Annotated in this window: 28 protein-coding genes; 10 read left to right on the top strand and 18 right to left on the bottom strand. The window is 28.7% G+C overall.

Annotated elements, in window-relative coordinates; all coding sequences use genetic code 11:
- Positions 1–28: 28 nt before the first annotated feature.
- The gene (locus tag PHEL85_RS01840; protein WP_036820305.1) at positions 29–1,252 is read right to left on the bottom strand and encodes an HD domain-containing protein; all 1,224 of its coding nucleotides are present in this window, start codon (positions 1,250–1,252) and stop codon (positions 29–31) included.
- A 223-nt stretch (positions 1,253–1,475) separates the two neighbouring features.
- On the opposite strand from PHEL85_RS01840, the gene PHEL85_RS01835 reads away from it, so the two are divergent.
- The 5 genes from PHEL85_RS01835 to PHEL85_RS01815 all read left to right on the top strand — a co-directional run bounded on the left by PHEL85_RS01835 (position 1,476) and on the right by PHEL85_RS01815 (position 5,753).
- Complete coding sequence (locus tag PHEL85_RS01835) at positions 1,476–3,023, top strand: bifunctional response regulator/alkaline phosphatase family protein (RefSeq protein ID WP_036820302.1); 1,548 nt, start codon at positions 1,476–1,478, stop codon at positions 3,021–3,023.
- Between the two features lie 90 nt (positions 3,024–3,113).
- Entirely contained in the window at positions 3,114–3,686 is a 573-nt protein-coding gene (locus tag PHEL85_RS01830) for a DUF1287 domain-containing protein (RefSeq protein ID WP_036820298.1), read from the top strand.
- A 38-nt stretch (positions 3,687–3,724) separates the two neighbouring features.
- The gene (tsaE, locus tag PHEL85_RS01825; protein ID WP_036820292.1) at positions 3,725–4,132 is read left to right on the top strand and encodes a tRNA (adenosine(37)-N6)-threonylcarbamoyltransferase complex ATPase subunit type 1 TsaE; all 408 of its coding nucleotides are present in this window, start codon (positions 3,725–3,727) and stop codon (positions 4,130–4,132) included.
- Positions 4,133–4,139: 7 nt separating this feature from the next.
- Positions 4,140–5,336: an alanine dehydrogenase gene (locus PHEL85_RS01820; protein WP_036820289.1), complete on the top strand. Its 1,197-nt coding sequence runs from the start codon at positions 4,140–4,142 to the stop codon at positions 5,334–5,336.
- Positions 5,337–5,384: 48 nt separating this feature from the next.
- Complete coding sequence (locus PHEL85_RS01815; RefSeq protein WP_036820287.1) at positions 5,385–5,753, top strand: DUF4258 domain-containing protein; 369 nt, start codon at positions 5,385–5,387, stop codon at positions 5,751–5,753.
- 90 nt (positions 5,754–5,843) lie between these two features.
- Here PHEL85_RS01815 and PHEL85_RS18065 read toward each other — a convergent pair whose 3' ends face one another.
- Genes PHEL85_RS18065 through PHEL85_RS01805 form a run of 3 tightly spaced genes read right to left on the bottom strand, consistent with a single transcriptional unit; the run spans position 5,844 to position 7,109 of the window.
- Positions 5,844–6,209, bottom strand: a complete 366-nt coding sequence (locus PHEL85_RS18065; protein ID WP_410477244.1) for a YdeI/OmpD-associated family protein — start codon at positions 6,207–6,209, stop codon at positions 5,844–5,846.
- Complete coding sequence (locus tag PHEL85_RS18060; protein WP_235318217.1) at positions 6,127–6,438, bottom strand: DUF1801 domain-containing protein; 312 nt, start codon at positions 6,436–6,438, stop codon at positions 6,127–6,129. The genes PHEL85_RS18065 and PHEL85_RS18060 overlap by 83 nt, the downstream gene beginning before the upstream one ends.
- Positions 6,435–7,109, bottom strand: a complete 675-nt coding sequence (locus PHEL85_RS01805; RefSeq protein ID WP_036820285.1) for a TrmH family RNA methyltransferase — start codon at positions 7,107–7,109, stop codon at positions 6,435–6,437. Before PHEL85_RS01805 ends, PHEL85_RS18060 begins: the two co-directional genes overlap by 4 nt.
- 71 nt (positions 7,110–7,180) lie before the next feature.
- On the opposite strand from PHEL85_RS01805, the gene PHEL85_RS01800 reads away from it, so the two are divergent.
- Complete coding sequence (locus PHEL85_RS01800) at positions 7,181–7,861, top strand: SIR2 family NAD-dependent protein deacylase (RefSeq protein ID WP_036820282.1); 681 nt, start codon at positions 7,181–7,183, stop codon at positions 7,859–7,861.
- Between the two features lie 372 nt (positions 7,862–8,233).
- Here the strand turns inward: PHEL85_RS01800 and PHEL85_RS01795 are convergent, their stop codons facing one another.
- From PHEL85_RS01795 to rpsF, 4 genes are all read right to left on the bottom strand, one after another.
- Positions 8,234–8,701, bottom strand: coding sequence for a DUF6495 family protein (locus tag PHEL85_RS01795; RefSeq protein ID WP_036820279.1), 468 nt, complete (start codon positions 8,699–8,701; stop codon positions 8,234–8,236).
- Positions 8,702–8,833: 132 nt separating this feature from the next.
- Positions 8,834–9,280: a 50S ribosomal protein L9 gene (gene rplI / locus PHEL85_RS01790; RefSeq protein WP_036820276.1), complete on the bottom strand. Its 447-nt coding sequence runs from the start codon at positions 9,278–9,280 to the stop codon at positions 8,834–8,836.
- Positions 9,281–9,294: 14 nt separating this feature from the next.
- Positions 9,295–9,591: a 30S ribosomal protein S18 gene (rpsR, locus tag PHEL85_RS01785; protein ID WP_036820274.1), complete on the bottom strand. Its 297-nt coding sequence runs from the start codon at positions 9,589–9,591 to the stop codon at positions 9,295–9,297.
- 3 nt (positions 9,592–9,594) lie between these two features.
- Complete coding sequence (gene rpsF, locus PHEL85_RS01780) at positions 9,595–9,936, bottom strand: 30S ribosomal protein S6 (RefSeq protein ID WP_036820272.1); 342 nt, start codon at positions 9,934–9,936, stop codon at positions 9,595–9,597.
- Positions 9,937–10,061: 125 nt separating this feature from the next.
- Here rpsF and PHEL85_RS01775 point away from each other — a divergent pair, with 125 nt between their 5' ends.
- Positions 10,062–10,949 carry a sterol desaturase family protein gene (locus PHEL85_RS01775; protein ID WP_036820270.1) on the top strand — a complete coding sequence of 296 codons (888 nt, stop codon included), beginning with the start codon at positions 10,062–10,064 and terminating at the stop codon, positions 10,947–10,949.
- Here the strand turns inward: PHEL85_RS01775 and ald are convergent.
- The 4 genes from ald to PHEL85_RS01755 form a co-directional block, all read right to left on the bottom strand.
- Complete coding sequence (gene ald, locus PHEL85_RS01770; protein WP_036820267.1) at positions 10,946–12,046, bottom strand: alanine dehydrogenase; 1,101 nt, start codon at positions 12,044–12,046, stop codon at positions 10,946–10,948. The two genes, PHEL85_RS01775 and ald, sit on opposite strands and share 4 nt — an antisense overlap.
- Positions 12,047–12,251: 205 nt before the next feature.
- The gene (locus tag PHEL85_RS01765; RefSeq protein ID WP_036820264.1) at positions 12,252–13,364 is read right to left on the bottom strand and encodes a hypothetical protein; all 1,113 of its coding nucleotides are present in this window, start codon (positions 13,362–13,364) and stop codon (positions 12,252–12,254) included.
- Between the two features lie 134 nt (positions 13,365–13,498).
- Complete coding sequence (locus PHEL85_RS01760) at positions 13,499–14,320, bottom strand: hypothetical protein (protein WP_036820261.1); 822 nt, start codon at positions 14,318–14,320, stop codon at positions 13,499–13,501.
- On the bottom strand, positions 14,307–14,867 hold the full coding sequence (locus PHEL85_RS01755; RefSeq protein ID WP_036820258.1) for an RNA polymerase sigma factor: 561 nt from the start codon (positions 14,865–14,867) through the stop codon (positions 14,307–14,309). Before PHEL85_RS01755 ends, PHEL85_RS01760 begins: the two co-directional genes overlap by 14 nt.
- A 138-nt stretch (positions 14,868–15,005) precedes the next feature.
- Between PHEL85_RS01755 and PHEL85_RS01750 the strand changes: the two genes are divergently transcribed.
- A complete protein-coding gene (locus PHEL85_RS01750) occupies positions 15,006–15,545 on the top strand; it encodes a hypothetical protein (RefSeq protein ID WP_036820253.1) in 540 nt (179 codons plus the stop codon).
- On the opposite strand, the gene mqo is transcribed toward PHEL85_RS01750, so the two are convergent.
- The 5 genes from mqo to PHEL85_RS01725 form a co-directional block, all read right to left on the bottom strand.
- Positions 15,546–17,021, bottom strand: a complete 1,476-nt coding sequence (mqo, locus tag PHEL85_RS01745) for a malate dehydrogenase (quinone) (protein ID WP_036820251.1) — start codon at positions 17,019–17,021, stop codon at positions 15,546–15,548. It abuts the gene before it with no gap.
- A gap of 123 nt (positions 17,022–17,144) precedes the next feature.
- The gene (locus tag PHEL85_RS01740) at positions 17,145–18,254 is read right to left on the bottom strand and encodes an efflux RND transporter periplasmic adaptor subunit (RefSeq protein WP_036820248.1); all 1,110 of its coding nucleotides are present in this window, start codon (positions 18,252–18,254) and stop codon (positions 17,145–17,147) included.
- 33 nt (positions 18,255–18,287) lie between these two features.
- Entirely contained in the window at positions 18,288–19,505 is a 1,218-nt protein-coding gene (locus PHEL85_RS01735) for an ABC transporter permease (protein WP_036820245.1), read from the bottom strand.
- 2 nt (positions 19,506–19,507) lie between these two features.
- Positions 19,508–20,737 (bottom strand): ABC transporter permease, encoded by a 1,230-nt coding sequence (locus tag PHEL85_RS01730; RefSeq protein ID WP_036820242.1) that lies wholly within the window; start codon positions 20,735–20,737, stop codon positions 19,508–19,510.
- Positions 20,738–20,739: 2 nt separating this feature from the next.
- On the bottom strand, positions 20,740–21,432 hold the full coding sequence (locus tag PHEL85_RS01725; protein WP_036820240.1) for an ABC transporter ATP-binding protein: 693 nt from the start codon (positions 21,430–21,432) through the stop codon (positions 20,740–20,742).
- 180 nt (positions 21,433–21,612) lie between these two features.
- On the opposite strand from PHEL85_RS01725, the gene PHEL85_RS01720 reads away from it, so the two are divergent.
- The gene (locus PHEL85_RS01720) at positions 21,613–22,029 is read left to right on the top strand and encodes a thiol-disulfide oxidoreductase DCC family protein (RefSeq protein WP_036820237.1); all 417 of its coding nucleotides are present in this window, start codon (positions 21,613–21,615) and stop codon (positions 22,027–22,029) included.
- Position 22,030: 1 nt separating this feature from the next.
- On the top strand, positions 22,031–22,687 hold the full coding sequence (locus tag PHEL85_RS01715) for an HAD family hydrolase (protein ID WP_036820234.1): 657 nt from the start codon (positions 22,031–22,033) through the stop codon (positions 22,685–22,687).
- Positions 22,688–22,778: 91 nt separating this feature from the next.
- Here the strand turns inward: PHEL85_RS01715 and typA are convergent, their stop codons facing one another.
- The gene (typA, locus tag PHEL85_RS01710; protein ID WP_036820231.1) at positions 22,779–24,551 is read right to left on the bottom strand and encodes a translational GTPase TypA; all 1,773 of its coding nucleotides are present in this window, start codon (positions 24,549–24,551) and stop codon (positions 22,779–22,781) included.
- Positions 24,552–24,722 lie beyond the last annotated feature (171 nt).

The following is a 24,722-nucleotide window of genomic DNA, read 5'->3' as shown; positions in this document are numbered from 1 at the left end:
ATTTATAGTGATTTGGCTAATATCATTGCTACTTTGGATAACAAATAAAATGTTTTATCACAGGATTTGTAAGTGCTTGTAAATTTAATTGGTCAGATGCTTTAGCAATATCTTTTAAATTTCCTTTTTTACTTAGAATATAAATAGGCTTTTCTTGCTGATAAGCTTGATTTTTGATTCTTTTTGTAAAAACAAAGAATTTAGCTTCACTCTCAGAAAGTTTTAGATTTTTTGAGACTTTTTTAAGAGCCATTTTAATCTCTGATTCTTTAAATTCTTTTTGCTGAATTTCAATTCTTAATAATTTTCTATCAATAATCATTTTTGACAATAAAGAGAGTACTTTATCTTCATGATTCTCCCACTCTTTTATTGCAGAAAGAACATCATAATCATCTAGTCTAGAAAACATCACTAATGTTTCTTCGTTAAAGTTTTCTTCAGTAATTTGATTGTATAAAAAATATTTTAAAGAAGAACTTGCAAACAATTCCACTCCTTCTTCTGCTAATTCTTTGGCTCTTTTTAAAACATTTACCAGCATATTTTCTGCAACTAAACCTGTTTTATGCAAATACACTTGCCAATACATTAAACGCCTAGCAATCAAGAATTTTTCTACAGAATAGATTCCTTTCTCTTCGATAACTAATTCATCATCTTTTACATTCATCATCGCTATTAATCTGTCTGATGAAATATTTCCTTCTGTAACTCCAGTGTAAAAACTGTCTCTTTTTAAATAATCTAATCGATCAATATCTAACTGGCTAGAAATCAGTTGACATAAAAATTTACGTGGATACTTTCCTTCAAAAATTTGAATGGCTAAATCTAATTGTCCATCAAATTCATCATTTAATTTCTTCATAAATTTTAAAGAAATTTCTTCATGAGAAATTCCATTAACAATACTATGTTCTAAAGCATGGGAAAAAGCTCCATGGCCAATATCATGCAACAATATAGCTACATACAATGCATTTTCTTCTTCTTTAGAAATAGCAATTTGTTTAAAATGTAAAACTCTAACTGCTTTTTGCATTAAATGCATACAACCAATTGCGTGATGAAAACGTGTATGATTTGCACCTGGATAAACCAAGTTAGAAAAACCCATTTGAGTTATTCTTCTTAAACGCTGAAAATAAGGGTGTTCTATAATATCAAAAATTAAAGTACTTGGTATTTGTATAAATCCATAAATAGGATCATTTAAAATCTTTAATTTATTCGGTTTTTTGGTATCCAAAAGAGAGTATTTATTAATGATATGGCAAAGTACAAATTAATGCAACGAATTCATAAACTTTAAATTATTGATTTTAAAATTCAGTAAAAATTAAAAGTTTATTTACCTAAACTATTAACTATAAATATAATGTAGATTTTGGCAATATTTTATCATTTTTAAAACTCAAAAAGTATAACAATTCGTTACTTTTATCGTTAAATGTTAAAATTACAAACGAAATATGAGCAGTATACAAATTTTATGGGTTGATGATGAGATAGAATTATTAAAACCTCACATTCTTTTTCTAGAACGCAAAAACTATAAAGTAACTACTTGTACAAATGGTGCAGATGCTATTGACTTAGTTGATGAAGAAAATTTTGATATCGTTTTTTTAGATGAAAATATGCCTGGTTTAACAGGTTTAGACACACTTGCAGAAATCAAACAGAAACAAGCAAATTTGCCTGTAGTAATGATTACAAAAAGTGAAGAAGAATATATAATGGAGGAAGCAATTGGTTCTAAAATTGCAGATTATTTGATTAAACCAGTAAATCCAAGTCAGATTTTGTTGAGTTTAAAGAAAAACTTAGATCACTCTCGTTTAATTTCAGAAAAAACGACCACTAATTATCAGCAAGAATTTAGAAAAATTTCTATGGATATGGCAATGGTGAATTCTTACGAAGAATGGATTGATCTCTATAAAAAACTAGTTCACTGGGAGTTAGAATTAGAAAATATTAGCGATCCAGGAATGTTAGGTATTTTAGAAAGTCAAAAACAAGAAGCTAACAATCAGTTTTTTAAATTCATCAAAAAGAATTACGAAGATTTTTTAACTGCTCATGATAAGCCAACTTTTTCCCATACTTTATTCAAAGATTATGTAGTTCCTGAGTTGAGTAAAGATCAAGGGGTTTTATGGGTTGTCATTGATAATTTACGTTACGATCAATACAGAATTTTAGAGCCGTTAATTAACAATCATTATAAAAAAGATGAAGAATATTCTTACTTCTCTATTTTACCAACGGCAACTCAATATGCTAGAAATGCCATTTTTTCTGGATTAATGCCTTCAGAAATGGAAAAACGTCATCCAAATTTTTGGAAAAATGACACAGATGAAGGTGGAATGAATATGTTTGAAAATGAATTTTTAACAGCACAAATAAAACGTTTAGGCTTAGACATAAAACACGAGTATTATAAAATTACCAATTTAAAAAATGGAAAAGATTTAGCGGATAATTATAATGGTACAAAACAAAACGATTTAACTGCTGTCGTTTATAATTTTGTTGATATGCTATCACATTCTAAAACAGAAATGGAAGTGATAAAAGAATTGGCTGGAGATGATAAAGCTTATCGTTCTTTAACTTTAAGTTGGTTTAGAAACTCACCTTTGTTCGAAATTATACAAAAAGCGCAAAAATTAGGTCAAAAATTAATCATCACAACAGATCATGGAACCATTAATTGTAAACATCCAACAAAAGTAATTGGTGATAAAAATATAAGTGCAAACCTACGTTACAAAACTGGTAGAAGCCTTACTTATGAAGAAAAAGATGTATATGCTGTAAGAAATCCAAAAGACATTTTTTTACCAACTATAGCTATGAATAGTTCTTTTGTTTTTGCAAAAGAAGATTTGTTTTTTGCATATCCAAACAACTTTAATCACTTTGTAAAATACTATAAAAACACCTATCAACATGGAGGGATTTCTTTGGAAGAAGTGATTATTCCTTGTGCAGTTTATAGTCCGAAGTAAAATTAGTCAGCAGTTTTCAGTTGGTAGTAAACAGTAAAAATCTAAGTTTTCTATGTGACTATGTGTTCAAATTTTAAAATTTAAATTTACATGAAACTTTTACTTAATTTATTTTTTATTTTATTATTTGTTTGTTTAAGTTATTCTCAAAATGATAAATTATCAAAAGCTGCATTAGAATTAACAAAAGATAAGATTATTTACGACCCAAGTTATTTTTCTATAGATTATCCAAATGGAGATGTACCAAAAGAAAAAGGAGTCTGTACAGATGTTATTATACGTGCTTATAGAAAATTAGGAATTGATTTACAAAAAGAAGTTCATATTGATATGAAGCATAATTTTAGTTTATACCCTAAAATATGGGGATTAAAAAGAACCGACAAAAACATTGATCACAGAAGAGTTCCTAATTTAATGACATTTTTTTCTAGAAAAGGAATTGTAAAACTCATCTCTAAAAACCCTGAAAATTATATTCCAGGAGATATCATTTGTTGGAATTTAAGTGGAGCAATTACACACACAGGTATTGTTGTGAATAAAAAATCTAATGATGGTAAACGTTTTATGATAGTTCATAATATTGGTTCTGGTCAGGTTTTAGAAGATTGTTTATTTCGTTTTAAGATTATAGGACATTATCGTTATAAAAACTAAATTTTATAATCGTTAATTTCTTCACTATTTTTGTCATCATGAACAAAAACTATTCTTTAGAAGATTTATCATCTATTGCTTCAGAACTTATTTCATCCGTAGAAAACAAAACGTTACTTTTTTACGGACAAATGGGGGTTGGTAAAACAACTTTAATTAAGGAAATCTGCAAACAGTTGGGGGTTTTAGACAACATATCCTCACCTACTTTTTCATTGGTAAATGAATATCAAACTTCAAAAACAGCAAAGGTTTTTCATTTCGATTTTTATAGAATTGAAGATGAAACAGAAGCATTAGACATGGGAATTGAAGAATATTTCGATTATAACGCTTGGTGTTTGGTAGAATGGCCAGAAAATATAGAAAATTTATTACCTTTAGATGCTGTGGAAATTCATTTAACTATTTTAAATGATCAACAACGTAATATTCAAATAAAATAATCAAACTATGAGTTCATTTTCTCCTTTCAGTAAAGAAGAATTACTTCCACAAGAAGAAATGTTAGAAATTAAAAAACAAAAAGGAGAATTATTTATTGGTTTACCCAAAGAAACTTATTTAGGAGAAAAGCGTGTTTGTTTAACACCAGATGCAGTTTCAGCCTTATGTGCACATGGTCATAGAATTGTTATTGAAACTGGTGCTGGAGACAATGCAAATTACCCAGACAGAGAATATTCTGAAGCTGGTGCAAAAATTTCTTACGATGTAGAAGAAGCTTTTAAATGTAATATTGTTTTAAAAGTAGCTCCACCAACTGAAAAGGAAATTGAATATATGAATCCACAATCGATTTTAATTTCTTCATTACAGTTAAAAACACAGAACAAAAAATACTTCGAGTGTTTAGCTAAAAAACGAATTACAGCAGTTTCATTCGATTATATCAAAGACGATCATGATACCTATCCTATTGTAAAATCGTTAAGTGAAATTGCGGGTACAGCTTCTGTTTTAATTGCTGCAGAATTAATGAGCGGAATTAACAAAGGAAACGGTTTGTTGTTAGGTAATATTGGAGGTGTTCCTCCTTCGAGTGTTGTTATTTTTGGAGCAGGAACTGTTGGTGAATATGCTGCAAGAACTGCTTTAGGATTAGGTGCAAGAGTAAAAGTTTTTGACAATTCTATTAGTAAACTAAGAAAATTACAACATTCTTTAAATGCGCCAATTTACACTTCTACTTTACAACCAAAATCGGTTGCAAAGGCTTTAATGCGTGCAGATGTTGCCATTGGAGCAATAAGAGGTAAAAGCAGATCTCCTATTTGTGCTACTGAAGAAATGGTAGAAACGATGAAGGAAGGTGCTGTAATTATTGATGTAAGTATTGACAGAGGTGGTTGTTTTGAAACTTCTAATGTAACTACACATAAAACACCAACTTTTGTAAAACATGGAGTTGTACATTATTGTGTACCAAATATTCCTGCTCGTTATGCAAGAACTGCATCTTTATCTATTAGCAACATTCTTACACCTTATTTATTGAATATAGCTGAGGAAGGTGGTTTTGAAAATGCTGCTCGTTTTGATAAAAGTTTACGAAACGGAATGTATTTTTATCATGGAATTTTAACAAATAGAACTGTTGCAGATTGGTTTGACATCCCTTATAGAGATATTAATTTGTTGATATTATAAAGCCTTTTTACAATACAAAAAAGTACATTTGCACTTCAAAATTTTACAATGCTCATTAAAAGAATAGGATATTATTTAGTAGGTTTATCAATAGGTTGTATTGGTGTATATTTTTTCTGGCAAAAGAAAAAAGCAACTTTCGATTATGGAATGGATGCAAGAACTTTAAAATCTATTAGAATTAAAGAACGTTTATTTTCTGATGATGCTAAAAACGCAATGTATAAATTTGATATTGATACTTTAAAAATATCTACTATTTTATATAATGGTGATGTAGATTTCGGAAAAGGAAAACCAAGACAAAAACCTTGTGCCGAATATTATATTACAGGAAAAAAAGAATTAGAAAACGTGAGTTTACTAGTAAAACGTTGTGATTCTACTGCTACTATAGAAAAAGTGATTGTTGAGTAAATATTATTAAGTATGTCATTACGAGAAAGAATGACGAAGTAATCTGTTTTTTTAGAAAGAAATTACTTCAGATGTTCAAATTAAATAAAACTAACAATTCTTGTATTTATCGTGTAATCCTACTCCACTGATAATCATTGGAATAATTTTTTCTAACCTTTTTAGTTTTGTTGTTGCTCTTTTGGCTTCTGAAATATAATCTGCATATTCTCTTTGTTTTCCATTTGTTAGAGATTCAAATTGCTTTTTTAATTCTTTGTTTGAAGACAATTCTGAAGCAAATTCTACAGGAATAATGAGTTCTTTTTTAATTCTATTTGGTTTTATTTCTTTACCAATTTTTACATTTTCAATAGCCTCTAAAACATAAGTTTTAATTAATTCTGTATTTATTTCTTCTAAAGTATAAAATCGCCACTGCAACATGGCTTTTGTTTTTTCTTCTTGTGCATTTATAAAAACTTTGTGCTTGTCTTTTAATAATGCTCCTTGAAAAAAACCACAAGCCACAATAACCTTTAAAAGCAGCCAAACCTACAATGTTTTTACCATTAAAAACGTAAGTGGGAGCTCCCCATTTTATAGTTTCTTCCACAGGTAATTCAGCAAAGACAGAACGTAATAACTCTAATTCTGTTTTCCAGTTTTCTTTTTTAGCAATGTATTCATCTATTTTAATATTCATGATTCTAAATTTTGATAATAATGTTTTTCAATTTTATCGACATTTTTAATGGTTTTCCTTACCCAATTATAGTACAATACATCTTTTTCTTCTTGTGATAATTGCCAGTTTACATCAGAATTTCTGAGTTTTGTTGTTACATCTTGTAAAATAATTGCTGCTGCTACAGAAATATTTAAACTTTCTGTAAAACCAACCATTGGTATTTTTAAAAAACCATCTGCTTGTTCTTTTACAAAATCTGAAACTCCCTCTGCTTCTACCCCAAATACAAATGCTGATTTATTTGTAACATCAAAATCTTGCAATAAACAAGAATCATTATGTGGTGTCGTTGCAATAATTTGATATCCTTTTTCTCTTAAATTATCTAAACAAATTTTGGTGTTATCTCCATCAGATTTATAACGCATAGAAGTTATCCATTTTTGAGAACCTTTTGCAACATGTCTAGAAACTTTATTTGTATACTTATTTTCTATTGCGTGTACATCTTGAACACCAAAAATATCTGCAGTTCTTATTACTGCACTTGCATTGTGTGGTTGAAAAATATCTTCTAAAACAACAGCGAAATGCCTGGTTCTATTTTCTAGTACTTTCTTAAAGAGATTTTTTCTTTTATCCGTTAAATAACCTTCAAAATATGCTAATAATTTTTCATCAATCATATTTACAAACTTAAAATTATTATTTTTATCTTCATTAAAGATTTTATAAAAATACTCAAACCTACAATCGAATGAAAAAAATAGTTGTTTTAACTGGAGCAGGAATTTCCGCTGAAAGTGGAATACAAACATTTAGAGATGCTAATGGTTTATGGGAAGGACATGATGTTATGGAAGTTGCTTCTCCTGAAGGTTTTGCTGCAAACCCTGAATTGGTTTTAGATTTTTATAATCAGCGTAGAAAACAGTTGTTAGAAGTTGTACCTAATAAAGCGCATTATAACTTATCAAAATTAGAAAAGTATTTTGATGTTGAAATTGTAACTCAAAATGTAGACGATCTTCATGAACGATCAGGAAGTTCAAAAATTACTCATTTACACGGAGAACTTTTAAAAGTAAGAAGTTCTGCGGATGAAAATATTATTTTAGATTGGAAAAAAGATTTAATTTTAGGCGATTTATGTATTAAAAACAGTCAATTAAGACCTCATATCGTTTGGTTTGGAGAAATGGTACCAATGTTAGATTTAGCAATAGAAATTACCCGAAAAGCTGATTTGCTAATAATTATTGGCACTTCTATGCAAGTGTATCCTGCAGCAAGTTTAATAGATTTTGTAAAACCCAATACACCAATTTATTTTATAGATCCAAAACCTTCTGTTTCTGAAACCAGTTTTAATAATTTAACTATTATTAAAGATATTGCTAGTTCTGGTACTGATAAATTGTTGGAATTATTAAGTTAATTTACCATTTCTATTTTATGTTAAAATTTAAAAAATAAAGATTTCTCAACTTCACTGCGTTACGTTCGAAATGACATAGTAAATGAGTGTCATTTCGACTTTATGGAGAAATCTTACTGATTATTAGGTGTAATAAGATTTTTCGCTTTTTTTTAGCTTCTCAAGCTACTTAAAAACATTTTTATTTCAGCAATACTCAAGACAATATTGTTTATTTAAATACAGATAAAAGCTAGCAAACAAGTTTAGCCCTGATTGAAGTGGCATCCTTTTTTACTGTCAGTTCGAGTGAATTTTGAAGAATGAAAAATTTGTATCGAGAAAAGAAGTAAAAAAGATATAACGGAAAGCAGGAAATAGCTCCAAAAAAAATTATGAAATTAAACGATTAAAATATTCAAAGATTTCTCCTTTAGAAATGGAGCTTCCTTTTTCTATTAAATCAAAAATTTCTGGATTTCTTTCTGAATTATAAGGTTTTGTGCCTTTAAAAATATCTACAGAATCATCCATCGGGTTTTGCATTAACCACTCAAAACCTTTTTGTTCTAATAAATTAATATCCCAGTTTATTTTAATGGCAATTCTATGTATTTCTTCTGTATCGCATTTAAATAAATTTACTGAAATCTTCGAAAAATGTTCTACATAACTAGTTTTTGTTAGCACATCATCCCAAACAACATCAGAAAAAACATTCATTTCGTCTTCTGCAACTTTAGGTTTTTCTGCTTTAATTTGATTCCATTCTTTAACATCAATACTTTGTGTTGCTAAAAAGCGTGCAAAATCTTCGTGTAAACTTTCAAATTGTTCTTTGGTAAGTTGTCTGTATTTCATAAATAGTAATAAAGTTGGAAAGTAAAAAGTTTAAAAGTTTGTGCTATGCTCTAAACTATACTATACTTTGATCAAAAATAAAAAAGCTCGTTATTTCTAACGAGCTTTTAATAAAATATTTAAAGTGTGTTATTATTCTTTAACAACTTCAAAAGTAATGTCAGCAACTACTGCTCTGTGTAATCTTACAGATGCTTCGTATTTACCTAATCTTTTTACAGAACCACCAACAACTTTAATAAATTTCTTGTCTAATTCTGTTCCTGCTTTTGCAAGTGCTGCAGCTAAATCGATGTTATTTACAGAACCAAATAATTTGTCTCCTGAACCAACTTTAGATGCAATTTTAATTTCATATCCTTTAACTGCTTCTGCTAATACATTAGCATCTTCAATTAATTTAGCTTCTTTATAAGCACGCTGTTTTAAATTCTCTGCTAAAACTTTCTTTGCAGATGAAGTAGCTAAAACTGCTTTTTTTGTAGGTATTAAAAAGTTTCTACCGTAACCGTTTTTCACAGATACAACATCATCTTTAAATCCTAAATTTTCTACGTCTTCTCTTAATATTAATTCCATTTCCTACGTATTTATTATTTTAACAAATCTCCAACGTAAGGCATTAACGCCAAATGACGAGACCTTTTAATTGCCTGAGCAACTTTACGTTGATATTTTAATGATGTTCCTGTTAAACGTCTTGGTAAAATTTTACCTTGTTCGTTTACTAAATACATTAAGAAGTCTGCATCTTTATAATCGATATACTTGATATCTTTCTTTTTAAATCTACAGTATTTTGCTTCTTTTTTAGTGTCTATATCTAACGGCGTTAAATATCTAACGTCAGCAGATTTACCACCTTTTGCTTGTTGTTCTATTGATGCCATTTCTTATTTTTTTGTAGATTTAACACGTTCAGTTCTAATTTTTGCCCAAGCAGCTGCATGTTTGTCTAATTTAACAGTTAGGTAACGCATAACGCTATCATCTCTTCTAAATTCTAACTCATATGCAGAGATTTCTTCTCCAGCAACTTTAAACTCTAATAAGTGATAAAAACCACTTTTTTTCTTTTGAATTGGATACGCTAATTTCTTTAAGCCCCAATCTTCTTTTGAGATCATTTCAGCTCCTTTAGAAACTAAATAATCTTCGAACTTTTGTACTGTCTCCTTTATCTGAGTATCAGATAAAACGGGATTCAAAATGAAAACAGTTTCGTAATGATTCATAAATTAAATATTTATTGTTTATTTTTAAGGCTGCAAATATAGTAACTTTTTTGTATTTAAAAGAACTTTTTTTACTTTTAAAACTAAAGAATACTTTATAAGTTAAAACTACTTAAAATACTGATATGCAAATACCTGAAATCCCAAATTTAATTCATTATGCGATTCCGATTTTTATTGCTACTGTTATTATTGAAATAATTTTAACTGTAAAAGTAAAATTAGAAGATTATGAGTTTAAAGACGCAGGAACTTCCATTTTAATGGGTTTAGGAAATGTAGCTGTAAGTTTGTTTACCAAAAGCATTATGCTTGGTTTATTCTACCTTATTTATAATGGCTTTCATTTTTTCACTATTCCTTTTGCTTGGTGGTCTTGGATTTTAATACTTTTTGCTGAAGATTTTGTTTACTACTGGAATCATAGAATTGCACATGAAAGTAGATTGTTTTGGGCAAGTCATGTTGTACACCATTCCTCTAAAAAATATAATTTAAGTACAGCTCTAAGACAAACTTGGACAGGTAGTTTTTATACTTTTATTTTCTGGATCCCATTAGTTTTAATAGGCTTTCACCCTATTATGGTTTTAGTACAAATGTCTATTAGTTTATTATATCAATATTGGATTCATACAGAATTAATTACTAAAATGCCAAAATGGTTTGAAGCTATTTTTAATACTCCAAGTCATCATAGAGTGCATCATGCTACAAACCCTCAATATTTAGATAGAAATCATGCAGGAATTTTTATTATTTGGGATAAAATCTTTGGCACTTTTGAGCCTGAAGTTGAAAAACCAGTTTATGGTTTAGTCAAAAATATTGAAACATATAATCCTATAAAAATTGCTTTTATAGAATGGAATAGTATGTTTAAAGATTTTTTCACTTCAAAAACTACATTTTTAAATAAGTTTAAATATTTGATAAAACCTCCAGGTTGGAAACACGACAACACTGGAGTTTTATCAAAAGATTTAAGAAAAAAGTGGGAAGAAAATAATTAAGCTTCTATAAGTTCTAAATCGAAAGCTTCATTTATTTCTTTATAAACTACTTCTCCTTTTATAATATTTAACCCTTTTGCAAGTGTTTTATCTAAAGCACATGCTTTTTCCCATCCATTATTTGCAAGACTTACAATATATGGTAATGTAACATTTGTTAAAGCTATGGTAGAAGTATAAGGCACAGCACCAGGCATATTTGCAACACAGTAATGCACAACATCATCAATTATATAAGTAGGATCTTCATGTGTTGTTGCTTTTGTAGTTTCAAAACAACCTCCTTGATCTACTGCAACATCTACAACAACAGTTCCTGGTCTCATTTCTTTCAACATGTCTTTTGTAATTAATTTTGGAGCTTTACCTCCTTTTACTAAAACACCACCAACAATTAAATCATGAGTTTTTATATGCTGTCTAATACTATATTCACTAGAAAAAGCTGTAATAACATGATTCGGTAAAACGTCATTTACATATCGTAAACGTTTCATATTAATATCCATAATAGTAACATGAGCCCCTAAACCCGCTGCCATTTTTGCAGCTTGAACACCAACTACTCCTGCTCCTAAAACCAATACTTTTCCTGGAGCAACACCTGGAACACCTCCTAATAAAATTCCTCTTCCTTTAATAGGTTTTTCTAAATATTTAGCACCTTGTTGAATTGCCATTCTACCTGCTACCTCAGACATTGGAGTTAGCAAAGGTAAAGTTCCTTCTTCATCTTCTACAGTTTCATAAGCAATACATATTGCTTTACTTGCTATCATTGCTTTTGTAAGTGGCTCACTTGATGCAAAATGAAAATAAGTGAAAACAATTTGATTTTCTTTTATCAGAGAATACTCAGACTCTATTGGCTCTTTTACTTTTACAATCATATCACTTTGACTGTAAACATCTTCAATAGTGTCTAAAATTACTGCCCCAACCTTAATGTAGTCTGCATCAAAAAAACCACTTCCTTCTCCTGCAGTAGATTGAACAAAAACGGTATGTGCTTTTTTTGTTAACTCAAAAACACCTGCTGGTGTCATACCAACCCTACTTTCGTTGTTTTTAATTTCTTTTGGAATTCCAATTTTCATTTTTGCTTAATTTAGATATTTTAAGCAAGTAAATTTACAGTCTTTTAGTTTATATTTTAACAAAAAGACTGTAAATTGTTATTTTTATGAATACGGTATTTTTTTAGTTTGAGAATTATTTTTTATTAATTTTTTACAACATTATTATTAAATATTCAATTATTAGAACACAATTTTTAGTCAGCTACAATTACACTTTTTGATTTTAATCTAAATCTAAACGAATTCCCATCGAAATATTTCTAGTATCTGTATTTTTAAACAATGGATTTAAATCATATTTCACATATAAACTTGTTGATCTATACCCTAAATAAGTACTTAAACCATAGTTTATAGTATTCATATTATAATTGTCTTTTTGCACTTCTTTTACATTAACTCCATTATTATCTTTGAATTCTAAATACTGTCTTGTTCCTAATTTAAAACCAACAAAACCACCTACTCCAAAACGAACTGACCTATTCGTTCTATCTCTAACACCTCCATCATTATAGGTTTTATTTTTAGATAAATCCCACTCAAAATGTACCGGAAAAGTCATTTGTACATGACGTAACCTACTTTCATCTAACGAATTTGGAAATGTTTGTATTTCTGTAATATCTCCATTTTTAACATGATACTGGTTATTGTCTAATCTTAAATTATTCCAAAGGAAAGAAACACCATATTTAAAATAAAAGATTCCAGGGTTTTTGTTCATTCTAGATTTCCAAGTCCAACCAACTTCATAGAAGTGAGATTGCCAAAGTTTGTAATCAGAATCATTTAAAGATTCTATTTGCCCATATTCTAGTACATTATTTACACCCATTGCAAATACAAACTGACTTGTTGTTCTTCTACTTCTTCTATTATTGTTTCTTCTGTTAGAAGAACTAGAATAATTTCTGTCTTTTTCTTTATCACCATTTAATGTAAAGCGAAAAGTTTTGTTACCAATTGTAAAAGTACTTTCGTCATCATCTTCAGTTTCTATTTCATCTTCAGAACTTGCAATTTTACCATTGGTTTTATCTTGCACTAATAATTGCAACATTTTTTCTTGTTCACTAACTAACTTTTCTATTCTTCTTGCATGATATGCAGCAACTTCCTTTTTTAAAGTATCTGCTGTAGATTTAGTTATTTCACCTTTTTCTAGCCTTTTATCTATAGCAACAACCTTTGTTTTTAAAGAATCTTTTTGAGATTTTGTAATTTTTTCTATTCTTTTAGAGATTTTACTAACCTCTCTTTCAAATGTTTTTTCTTCTTGAGAAAAAGCAATAGTTGTAATAAACAACACTAATATTAGTAGTATTCTTTTCATCTTGTATGTTTTAAAAATTTGTTTATTTAATTACTAATGTCATTTCGACTTTATGGAGAAATCTTACTATTTTAATTAAGATTTTTCGACTTCACTTTGTTTAGCTCAAAATGACAAGTTAATTGATGTGTTTTTTAATCGTTTCTACTTGCAAGGGCAGTTGCTATATCTGAAACTCTTCTTTTAATAGATTTCATAAAGTTATTTTGAAAATCTTCTTCACCAATAGTACGTTCTACTTCTGCTAAAATAGCATTTGGATTCACTTTTATATTCGATTTTTTGAGCTCACTTTTAATCGATTTTAAAATATCATCCCTTGTTAAATCGTGTTTTGCATAATATTCTTTTACTTCTTTTGACGAATGTGTTACCGCGAATAACAAATCATCGCTGTTTATTTTTATGCTACTATTTGGGTCTTGTTTGTATGTTTTTAGTTTTATACTTTTCTCCTTCGTCGGATAAACATCCTGCTGCTCATCAACATTTACTATAATATTACTTTCTTCTTTGTAACGGTTTTTATTCTTTTGAGATTCCTCTTTTGTCGGAATGACACTCTTGCTCTTTTTAATAATACCGTTTTTAGCGATTTCTCTTTCAACTCTTTGCTTCTCCTCTACTTTTTTACTTTTAACAAGTACTTTTTCAACCGGAATTTCATTTATAAATTGTTCTATTTTTTTATCAATTGTATTGGTATCAATAGGATTGTCAACAATTATTACATTGGGAGTAATTTCTTCTTTATTAGAAGATAAAAATTGAGTTCCGATAGCAACCAATAATAAAATACTTGCTGCAGCTCCTATATAAAAAAACCACCCCCTTTTCTTTTGCTTTGGTTCTTCATCTAACTGTGTAGATAAACGTTCCCAAGCAGAAGCTGATGGCTCAAAAGTTCTGTTTTGCAACTTCTCTTTTATACTATTGTCTAACTTATTTGTTTTCATGAATTGTTTTATTCATTTTGTAATAATTTTCTTGCAATAATTTACGTGCTTTAAATAATTGCGATTTTGATGTACTAACAGAAATATTTAATTGTTCTGCAATTTCTGAATGTTTATAACCTTCTATGGCGAATAAATTAAACACCATTTTGTAACCTTCTGGCAATTTATCTATCAGTTTTTGAATGTCTTCTACAGTTGTATTTTCTAAGCTTTCTGTAGCTGCATCATTAAAAACAAAATCTTCATCAGATAAATCTACCAAGTTTTTTTTACGGAGATAAGAAATGCAGGTATTCACCATAATTCTACGAATCCAACCTTCAAAACTACCTTCGTGTTTAAACATGTGTAAGTTGGTAAAAACCTTTAAAAAGCCTTGCAACATTAAATCTTCTGCATGATGCATATCTTTTACATATTGCCTGCAAACTCCCAACATTTTAGGTGAGTGCTGCTCAAACAATTGTTGTTGGGCTTCCCTATTGTTGTCTATCGCTTTTTTAATCAACGATTTTTGTTTGTTATGCAAAGTGATAATTTTCAAGCCTCTCGTTTCTGTTTTAACTGCCTTACAAATATATAGACTACAGATGTTTTAAAAAGGTTGCCTTGGAGGAAAAAATAAATTTGTTGTTAATTTTTGGTTGATGGTTTTTAGTTTTATCTTTATTGAAAAAAAAAGATGAAAAAGATTCTAGAGAAAATTAAACTGATTGATTTTTTAGAGACTGAATTAGAAATTCCAAAAAATGAGTTTACAAATCGATTTAGTAAAATTGTTGATGAAGGAAGTACAAATTCATTGTTCGATATGTTTGATATCTTTTCATCAAGTAAAAATGAATATAAAGGAGAAATAGAATTTTCACGTTTTAAAATTAAAAGAAAAAAAAAGTTTTTTGATATGAATATTATCTTTCCTGTTGCTAAAGGTTTTTTAAATCAAAAAGATGATAAATTATTTATTAAAACTGAAATCAATGCCTTTAAAGGTATAATGATTATTTTTTTTGTTTTTATTATTCTCATTTATCTAGTAATAGCAATTAGTTTGTTTACAAATAATAATACAGATGACTTTTCTATTTACCTAGCGATTCCTTTTCTTTTAATTCACGGATCTTTTATGATTGGAATTCCATACTTATTATTAAGAAGAAGTGTTAAAAGGTTTAAATATGAATTTGAAAGGGAACTTTTTTATCTTACAAAAAATAATTAATTACAATCCCAAAGAAACCTTACTCTTTTCCAATTCTTTTTCAAACAATTCTTTGGTAATTTCTGTTTTATAAAAAGGTACCATTTGTTTTAATTTTTCTTTTCCTTCGGATGAATTCATCAATTCTGGAAAAGCTTTTTCAATTACTTCTAACATTATAGAAGTTGCTGTTGAAGCTCCAGGAGAAGCACCTAACAAACACGTAATACTTCCATCTTTACTAGAAATTACTTCTGTACCAAATTGTAATTTTCCACCTTCAAATTCATCCTTTTTAATAATTTGAACTCTTTGTCCTGCTTTTACAACTTCCCAATCTTCATTTTTGGCATCTTTTACAAACTTTCGTAAAGAATCCATTCTGTCTTCTTTACTCATTAAAACTTGCTCGATTAAATATTGAGTTAATGGTAAATTATGCCAAAAAGCACCAAACATAGAAGGAATATTATCAAACTGAATGGATTTAAACAAATCTAAATGAGAACCTTCTTTTAAAAACTTCGGACTAAAACCAGCAAAAGGACCAAACATTAATTGACGTTTTCCATCAATATAACGTGTATCTAAATGTGGTGTAGACATTGGTGGATCTCCAATTCCTGCTTTAGAATATACTTTTGCATTGTGCTTTTTTATAATTTCTTCGTTTTTACAAACCAACCATTCTCCACTTACAGGAAAACCTCCATAGCCTTCTTTTTCATCAATTTCTACTTTCTGTAGTAATAATAAACTTCCTCCTCCTGCTCCAATAAAAACATGTTCTGCTTCTAATTGATGTACTTTTTTTGTCTTTAAATTCTTTATTTCTACAGTCCAATCTAAATCTGTATCAGGATCTATATCTAACACTTCCATATTACAATGAACAGGTGTATTAAATTCGGTTTTTAAAATATGAAACAACTTTTCTGTTAACGAACCATAATTCATTTCTGTACCTCTATCAATTCTAGAAGCTGCCATAATTTCATTATCAGTTCTATCTTTGGTAATTAAAGGAAACCATTGTTTCATTTTGTCGATTTCTCGAGTAAACTCAATAGAATCGAACATAAAATGGTCTTTCATTTCTATAAATCTACTTTCTAAATAATCTGCATTTTCTTTTCCTAAAACCCAACTATGATGCTTTACAGAAGCAATAAATTCTTCAGGATTTTCTAACAAACCTTCGTTTGTTAAATACGACCAAAATTGTTTTGAAGTTTCGTATTGTGCACAAATATCAATCGCTTTTTTGATGGAAACTTTTCCGTTTTCATTCTCCGGACAATAATTTAACTCACACAAAGCAGAATGACCTGTTCCTGCATTATTCCATGCAGCAGAACTTTCTAAAGCAACTTTATTTAAACGTTCTACAATTAAAATATTCATTTCTGGTTTCAGTAATTTTGTGATTAGTGCTAAAGTTGCACTCATTATTCCACCACCAACACATATTAAATCGTATTCTTTTTTAAACCTCATAAATATTTATATTTAGTTCTATACTGTACTCCAACTGACATTTTAGTCTAATTGTCTGAATTGATAAAAATAAAAAAAGGAACTCAAATTGAGTTCCTTTTTAAAATTTAATACTAAAAAATATTAATTATTTTCTTTTTCATCTTCTTCTTTAGATGTTTTATTCCAAATCTTAATTTCATCATCTTTAGTTACACCTTCCAAAATTTCAACATTTACTCCATCAGAAGTTCCTAATTTAATGTCTTTCTTGTCAAATTTACCTTCAGCGTTCTTTATTTCTACAAAAGGTTTTTCTGTTTTTCTATCGAATTGAAGTAAAGATTCTTTTATTGATAAAACACTATCTTTTTTCTCTAAAACAATTTCAGCGTTTGCACTATAACCTGCTCTAATAAAATATTTATCATCTAATGAAACATCAGCTTTAATTTTAAATTGAACAGCCCCTGCTTCTTCAGTACCTTTTGGAGCAATAAAATTTAAAACTGCTGGAAATTTCTTATTTTCAATTGCACCTAAAGCAATTTCTATTTCTGTTCCTTTTACTAATTTACCCACTTCAGATTCATCAACTTTACCTTCAAAAATCATTTTATTCATATCTGCAATAGAAGCAATTGTTGTACCTGCATTAAAGTTATTAGACTGTATAACCTGATCTCCTTCTTTAACAGGAATTTCTAAAATTGTACCAGACATTTGTGCAATAATATTTGTATTTGCAGATGCTCCAGAACCAGAAGATCCTTTTTTAATAATTTGATAATTATTTTGAGCATTCTTTAAATCTTGCATTGCCTGGTTATAAGTTAATTCTACAGCTTCATACTCTGCTCTAGAAATAACACCTTTTTCAAATAGATTTTTATTTCTCAAATAAGAAACTTTTGCATTACTTAAACGAATTCTTACATTATCTACTGTACCTTTTGCACTAATTAAAGATTGCTCATTTGGCACAACTCTTACTGTTGCAATTAAATCTCCTTTTTTAACTTTAGCACCTTCTAAAAGTAAAATTTTATCAATTATTCCAGTAATTTGAGGTTTGATTTCAATTTCTTCTAACGGAGTAACTTTACCAGTTGCAACACTTTTTTTAACAATTGTTGCTTTAAAAGCTTTTTCAGTTTCGAATTCTACTGGAGAAGCACTATTCTTTTTTCCAAACCAAATTAATACAGCAATTAGTGCTATGGCAATTCCTCCAAAAATGATTATTTTTTTCATTTATATTTTATTTATTCTTAGTTAATTGATTTTTTATTCTTCTCTTAATGCGTCAATTGGTTTAACTACTGTTGCCATATAAGCTGGTATAAAACCTATTAAAGTACCTAAAATTACAAGTACTGCATATGCAATTAAAACTATTGGGATGTTTACTGTTGGGTTTACTAATAAATCGAACTTGTCTATTAACATTAAAATTCCACCTCCTGCAATAATTCCTAAAGAACCTGCAAGTAATGTTAAAAACAGGGATTCTAAAATAATTTGTTGTCTTACTTTTGTAGGTGTTGCTCCTAAAGCTCTTCTAATTCCTATTTCTTTTGTTCGTTCTTTTACAGTAATTAACAAAATGTTTCCAATTGCAAAAACTCCTGCAATTAATGTTGCAATACCTACAAACCATGTTAAAAACTGCATTCCTGTTAAAAAACCTGTTACTTGTTTTATTCTCTCTCCTAAATTAAAGCCTCTAAATGCTCTGTTATCATCTGGATGAATTTTATGTAAATTCTTTAACAACAATTTTACATCTGCTTCTACTTGTACAATATCAAACTCCTTTTTACCAGTAACAACCATCCATTCAAATTTATCTCCTTTATTATACACTAATTTAAATGTGCTAAAAGGAATATGAATGTTATTTTTACCTTCAAATTGACTTGTTTCATAGACACCAACTACTTTATAGTTTATGCCACTTATTTTTATGTATGTATTTATAGAATCTTCATTTTTATCAAATAATTCTTTATAAACACCTTCGCTAATAACACAGATTTTTTTATTTTCATTAATATCACTTTGGTTAATAAACCTACCTTCTATTAATTTCTTTTTTTGAACTTCATCTAAAAGTGGAAAATCTCCAAAAATTGTAAAATTCCCTGTTTTTAAACCATGTACAACTTGTCCTCCAGTTGCATTTCTAGGAACTACAAATTGTACTGCATCAATTTCTGAACGAATCTTATCAACATCACCAAGTCTTAAATTTATTTTTCTTCCTTCTTGAAAACCTTTAAAAGGCATTGAAGTTCTATTACCAGACATAAAAACACTGTTTGTAGCAAAATCTCCAAACATATTATTAAAACTATTTTCTATTCCTTTTGCAGCGCCTAATAAACCTACTAATAAAAGTATACCCCAAAAAGCACCAAAAATAGTAATTGCTGTTCTGGTTTTATTCTTACGAATACTACCATAAATTTCTTGCCAAGTATCTTTTTCAAATAAAAACTTCATAATTAATCTGCGTTTAATGCTACAACTGGTTTAATTCTTGCTGCTTTTTTTGCTGGTAAATACCCTGCTATCATACCAGCTAAGATTAATATTATTGTTGCACCTATAACTACTGGTTGTGAAACTCCTGGGTTTAAAATGAAAAATTTCTCTAAACTTGGACCTGCAATTTCTAGAATTCCTACTCCAATTAATAAACCAACGTAACCAGAAATAGCAGTAATAAACATTGCTTCTTGCATTATCATAGCTACTATTGCTTTTGGTGTTGCACCAACTGCTTTTCTTATTCCTAATTCTTTTGTTCTTTCTTTTACAATATATACCATGATATTGCTAATACCCACAATACCTGCTATTAATGTACCAAAACCAATTATTAATATTAAAATACTTAAACCAAACATCATCCCAGAAACCTCTTTGTTTCCTGAAGCATAATTGTTTAAACCAATACCTCTTTGATCATTTGGTGAAACATTGTGTTTTTTCTTTAAAGCTCTTTGCATTTTAACTCCAAAAGCAATTGCTGCATCTATACTTAAATTGGGGTTATAAGTAATACCAAATTCATCTAAATAATCATTATTACCATATAATCTTTGCATCGTAGAAAATGGTGTGTAAATAAACCTTTCATCACTATCTCCTCCTGGATCAGAAAAAACACCAATTACTTTATAAATGATTCCCCCCATCTTTATCTGTTTTCCAAAAGCACTTAATTGACCAAATAAATCCTTTTCAACCATTCTACCAATAACTACAACTTTTGCTTTTTCATTTATATCTCTATAATTTAAAAACCTTCCTTCTGTAACTTTTGCAGATTCTAACACATAATACTCTGGATATACTCCTCTTACAGTATATCTGTCTTTTTCATCTTTATAAACAACATCTTCAGATCTTTGAATTCTTGGACTAATCGTTTGAATTTTATCTCCAAAATTTTCTTTCAAAAAAGTAAAATCGTCATTTTTAAATTGAATTCTTCTTCCTATTTGATTTCCTTTATACGCTTTTGTTGTGTAATTAGACCATATGTAAATTGAGTTCATGGCGTCTTTTGCAAACTCATTTTTAAATGTATTTTGAAGTCCATTACCAATACCAAAAAGTAAAGTGAATAGTAAAATAGCAAAAGCAACTGTAAAACCAGATAACGCAGAACGTAATTTGTTTTTACTAATACTTTGAAATATTTCTCTCCAACGATCTAAATCAAACATAATTAAACGGCTTTTGCTGGCTTAGTTAATTCATCACTAATAATAATACCATCTTTTAAACGTACAATTCTTTTGGTTTGTTCTGCAACTTCTTCTTCGTGCGTAATTACAAAAACAGTCATTCCTTCATCATTAATGTCTTTTAATAAATCCATTACAGAATCTGTAGTTGTAGAATCTAATGCTCCTGTTGGCTCATCTGCTAAAACAACTTTTGGTTTTGTTACCAAAGCTCTAGCAATGGCAACACGCTGTTTTTGACCTCCAGAAAGTTCATTTGGTAAATGATTTGCCCAAGCTTTTAAACCAACTTTATCTAAATATTCTAAAGCTATTTTTAACCTATCTTTTCTGTTTATTCCTTTATAATACAAAGGAAGTGCAACATTTTCTAAAGCTGTTTTGTATGAAATTAAATTAAATGATTGAAAAACAAATCCTAAAAACTTATTTCTTAGAATTGCTGCTTTTTTCTCATTTAAATTCTTAATTAACTGTCCATTCAAAAAATAATCTCCTTCATCATGCTCATCTAATAAACCAACAATATTTAATAATGTTGATTTTCCTGAACCTGAAGACCCCATAATAGAAACGAATTCACCTTCTTTTATGTGTAAATCTATACCTTTTAAAACATGTAGAGAATCTTTACCAATTGGGTAAGATTTGTGTAGTTTTTCTATTCTAATCATTCGTTGGTTAATTTTAAACTAAAGTACCGAAAGCTGTTGATTGCTTTTACTAATTTTTTGTTAAAACAAAGAATCTTTTTACTTAAGTATAAATATAAGACGTGCGATTAAAATAAATGTTACAAGAAATATAAAAAAAAGATAAACTATCTTTGTTTTCTTAAAATTTAAAGACTGTAAATGCCTAATTTACCTATAAACAAAAAAATTATTTTATTTGATGGAGTTTGTAATTTATGCAATAACTCTGTCTTAAAAGTGATTAAATATGATAAAAAAAATGTCTTTTTATTTACTGCTATTCAATCTGAAAAAGGAAAAGAAATAGTAAATCATTTAGGAATTGATGTTTCAAATATTGATTCTATTATTTTATATGAACCTGGTGTTTCTTATGATATAAAATCTACTGCTGCTTTAAAAATTATGAATGAATTTAGTGGCTTTTGGAAACTAACTCAACTATTTTGGATTTTTCCAGAATCTTTTAGAAATTACATCTATGATTATATTGCAAAGAACCGTTATAAATGGTTTGGTAAAAAAGAAAGTTGTATGATACCAACCCAAGAATTAAAAAATAAATTTTTAAATTAAAATGAAATTACCAAAAGAAATAAAGTGTGTTATTTTTGACATGGATGGAGTTATTATAGATTCTGAAGAAATCCATAAAAAAGCATATTACGAAACCTTTAATTCTATTGGAGTTAATGTTTCTGATGAATTGTATAAAACCTTAACGGGTTCATCTACTATAAATGCTTTTCAGAAATTAGTAGCACATTTTAAGTTAGATATAGATCCAGAAGAATTGGTTTTAAACAAAAGAAAAAGATATGTAAATTTCTTTGAAAATGATCCAACTTTACATTTAGTAAAAGGCGTCGAAAACTTGATTAAATATTGTTTTAATAAAGATTTGATATTGGTTTTAGCATCCTCTTCTGCAATGGTTAATATTGATAGAGTTTTTAATAGATTCAATTTAAATCAATATTTTACCGCTAAAATTAGTGGTGCAGATTTATCAGAATCAAAACCTCATCCAGAAATATTTGAAAAAGCGGCTATTTTAGGAAATACACCAAAAGAAAACTGTATTGTTATAGAAGATTCGGATAATGGTGTAAAAGCAGCAAATGATGCTGGTATTTATGTAATTGGATATAAAAATCCAATGGCAGAAGATCAAACTTTAGAAAATGCAGATTTTATTATTAATAATTTTAAAAGATTAATAAAACTTATTTAATATATAAGTACTACCCTAGTTCATTAAATTACATACAAAAAAAGCTCAAGTTTTAAACTTGAGCTTTTTTTATTTTATATAAAGATTAAAATTATGCTTTAAAAGTAATTTTACGCATACGTAAGCTTTCTGGAGTAACTTCTAAATACTCATCTGCTTTAATGTATTCCATGTTTTCTTCTAAAGAAAAATCTACTTTTGGAGCAATTTTCATAGCATCATCTGTACCAGATTTACGCATATTTGTTAATTGTTTTCCTTTAATTAAATTTACAGCTAAATCTGTATCCTTACTATTTTCTCCAATTACTTGACCAATATAAATTTCTTGGTTAATATCAATAAAGAAACGTCCTCTATCTTGTAAACGGTTTAATGCATAAGCAGTTGCTTTACCTGCTGCAGAAGAAACAATTGCTCCTTTTACTTCTTCAGTAAAGTCTCCTTTATAAGGTCCATATTCAGAAAAACGGTGGTTAATAATTGCTGTACCAGCAGTTGCTGTTAAGATTCTATTTCTTAAACCAATTAATCCCCTAGAAGGAATAGTAAATTCTAAATGCTGTAAATCTCCTTTTGGTTCCATAATTAATAAATCACCCTTTCTAAGAGATACTAAATTAATTGCTTTAGAAGCCATTTCTTCAGGAACATCAATAGACAATGTTTCCATTGGCTCATGTTTCTTACCATCTATTTCTTTAATAATTACTTGTGGTCTTCCCACTTGTAATTCATATCCTTCTCTACGCATTGTTTCAATTAAAACAGATAAGTGTAAAACTCCACGTCCGAAAACGTTAAATTTATCTTCACTATCAGTAGTTTCAACTTTTAATGCTAAGTTTTTTTCTAATTCCTTAAATAAACGATCTCTTAAGTGACGAGATGTTACAAATTTACCTTCTTTACCAAAGAAAGGAGAATTGTTAATTGTAAACAACATACTCATTGTAGGTTGGTCAATTTCTGTTCTTGGTAATGCTTCTGGGTTTTCTAAATCTGCAATTGTATCACCAATTTCAAATCCTTCAACACCAGTAATTGCACAAATATCTCCACAAGGTACAGTATCTACTTTTACTTTACCCATTCCTTCAAAAACGTGTAATTCTTTAATTCTTACTTTTTTAGTAGAACCATCTGCTTTACATAACATGTAGTCTTTACCTGCAACTAAGTCTCCTCTAAACACACGTCCAATAGCAATTCTACCTGTAAAAGAAGAAAAGTCTAAAGAAGTAATTTGCATTTGTGGAGTTCCTTCATTGTATTTTGTTTCTGGAATAGATTCTAATACAGCATCTAATAAAGGTACAATATTATCAGTTTCGTTTTTCCAATCTGTACTCATCCAGTTGTTCTTTGCAGAACCATAGATAGTAGTAAAGTCTAATTGTTCTTCTGTAGCTTCTAATGCAAACATTAAATCAAAAACTTTTTCATGAACTAAATCAGGTGTACAGTTTTCTTTATCTACTTTATTTACAACAACAATAGGTGTTAATCCTAATTCTAAGGCCTTCCCTAATACAAAACGAGTTTGTGGCATTGGCCCTTCAAAAGCATCAACTAATAATAAAACACCATCAGCCATTTTTAAAACACGTTCTACTTCTCCTCCAAAATCGGCGTGACCAGGAGTATCAATTACATTGATTTTTGTGTTCTTATAGTTTACAGAAACGTTTTTAGAAAGAATAGTAATTCCTCTTTCACGCTCTAAATCATTATTATCTAACAATAAATCTGTACGTTCTTTACGATCGTCTAAGATTTTTGCTTGATCTATAATTTTATCTACTAAAGTTGTCTTTCCGTGATCGACGTGGGCTATAATAGCGATGTTTCTAATTGGCTGCATTTGTAAATTCTTAAATTTCGTGCAAAAGTAGTTGTTTAAAAGTGATTTATCACTATTCTATATTTTTTTTTTGATTTGCTATAAATTATTGACTCTCTGAAAGCTAGCAAATAGTTGCGTTAGTGATTGTAGTGGAAAGCCCACAGTGAGTTTACGAACGAGGACTTGAAA

The sequence above is a fragment of the Polaribacter sp. Hel1_85 genome, assembly GCF_000766795.1.
Classification (GTDB): Bacteria; Bacteroidota; Bacteroidia; order Flavobacteriales; family Flavobacteriaceae; genus Polaribacter.
This window is presented reverse-complemented; position numbering and strand designations above follow the sequence as displayed.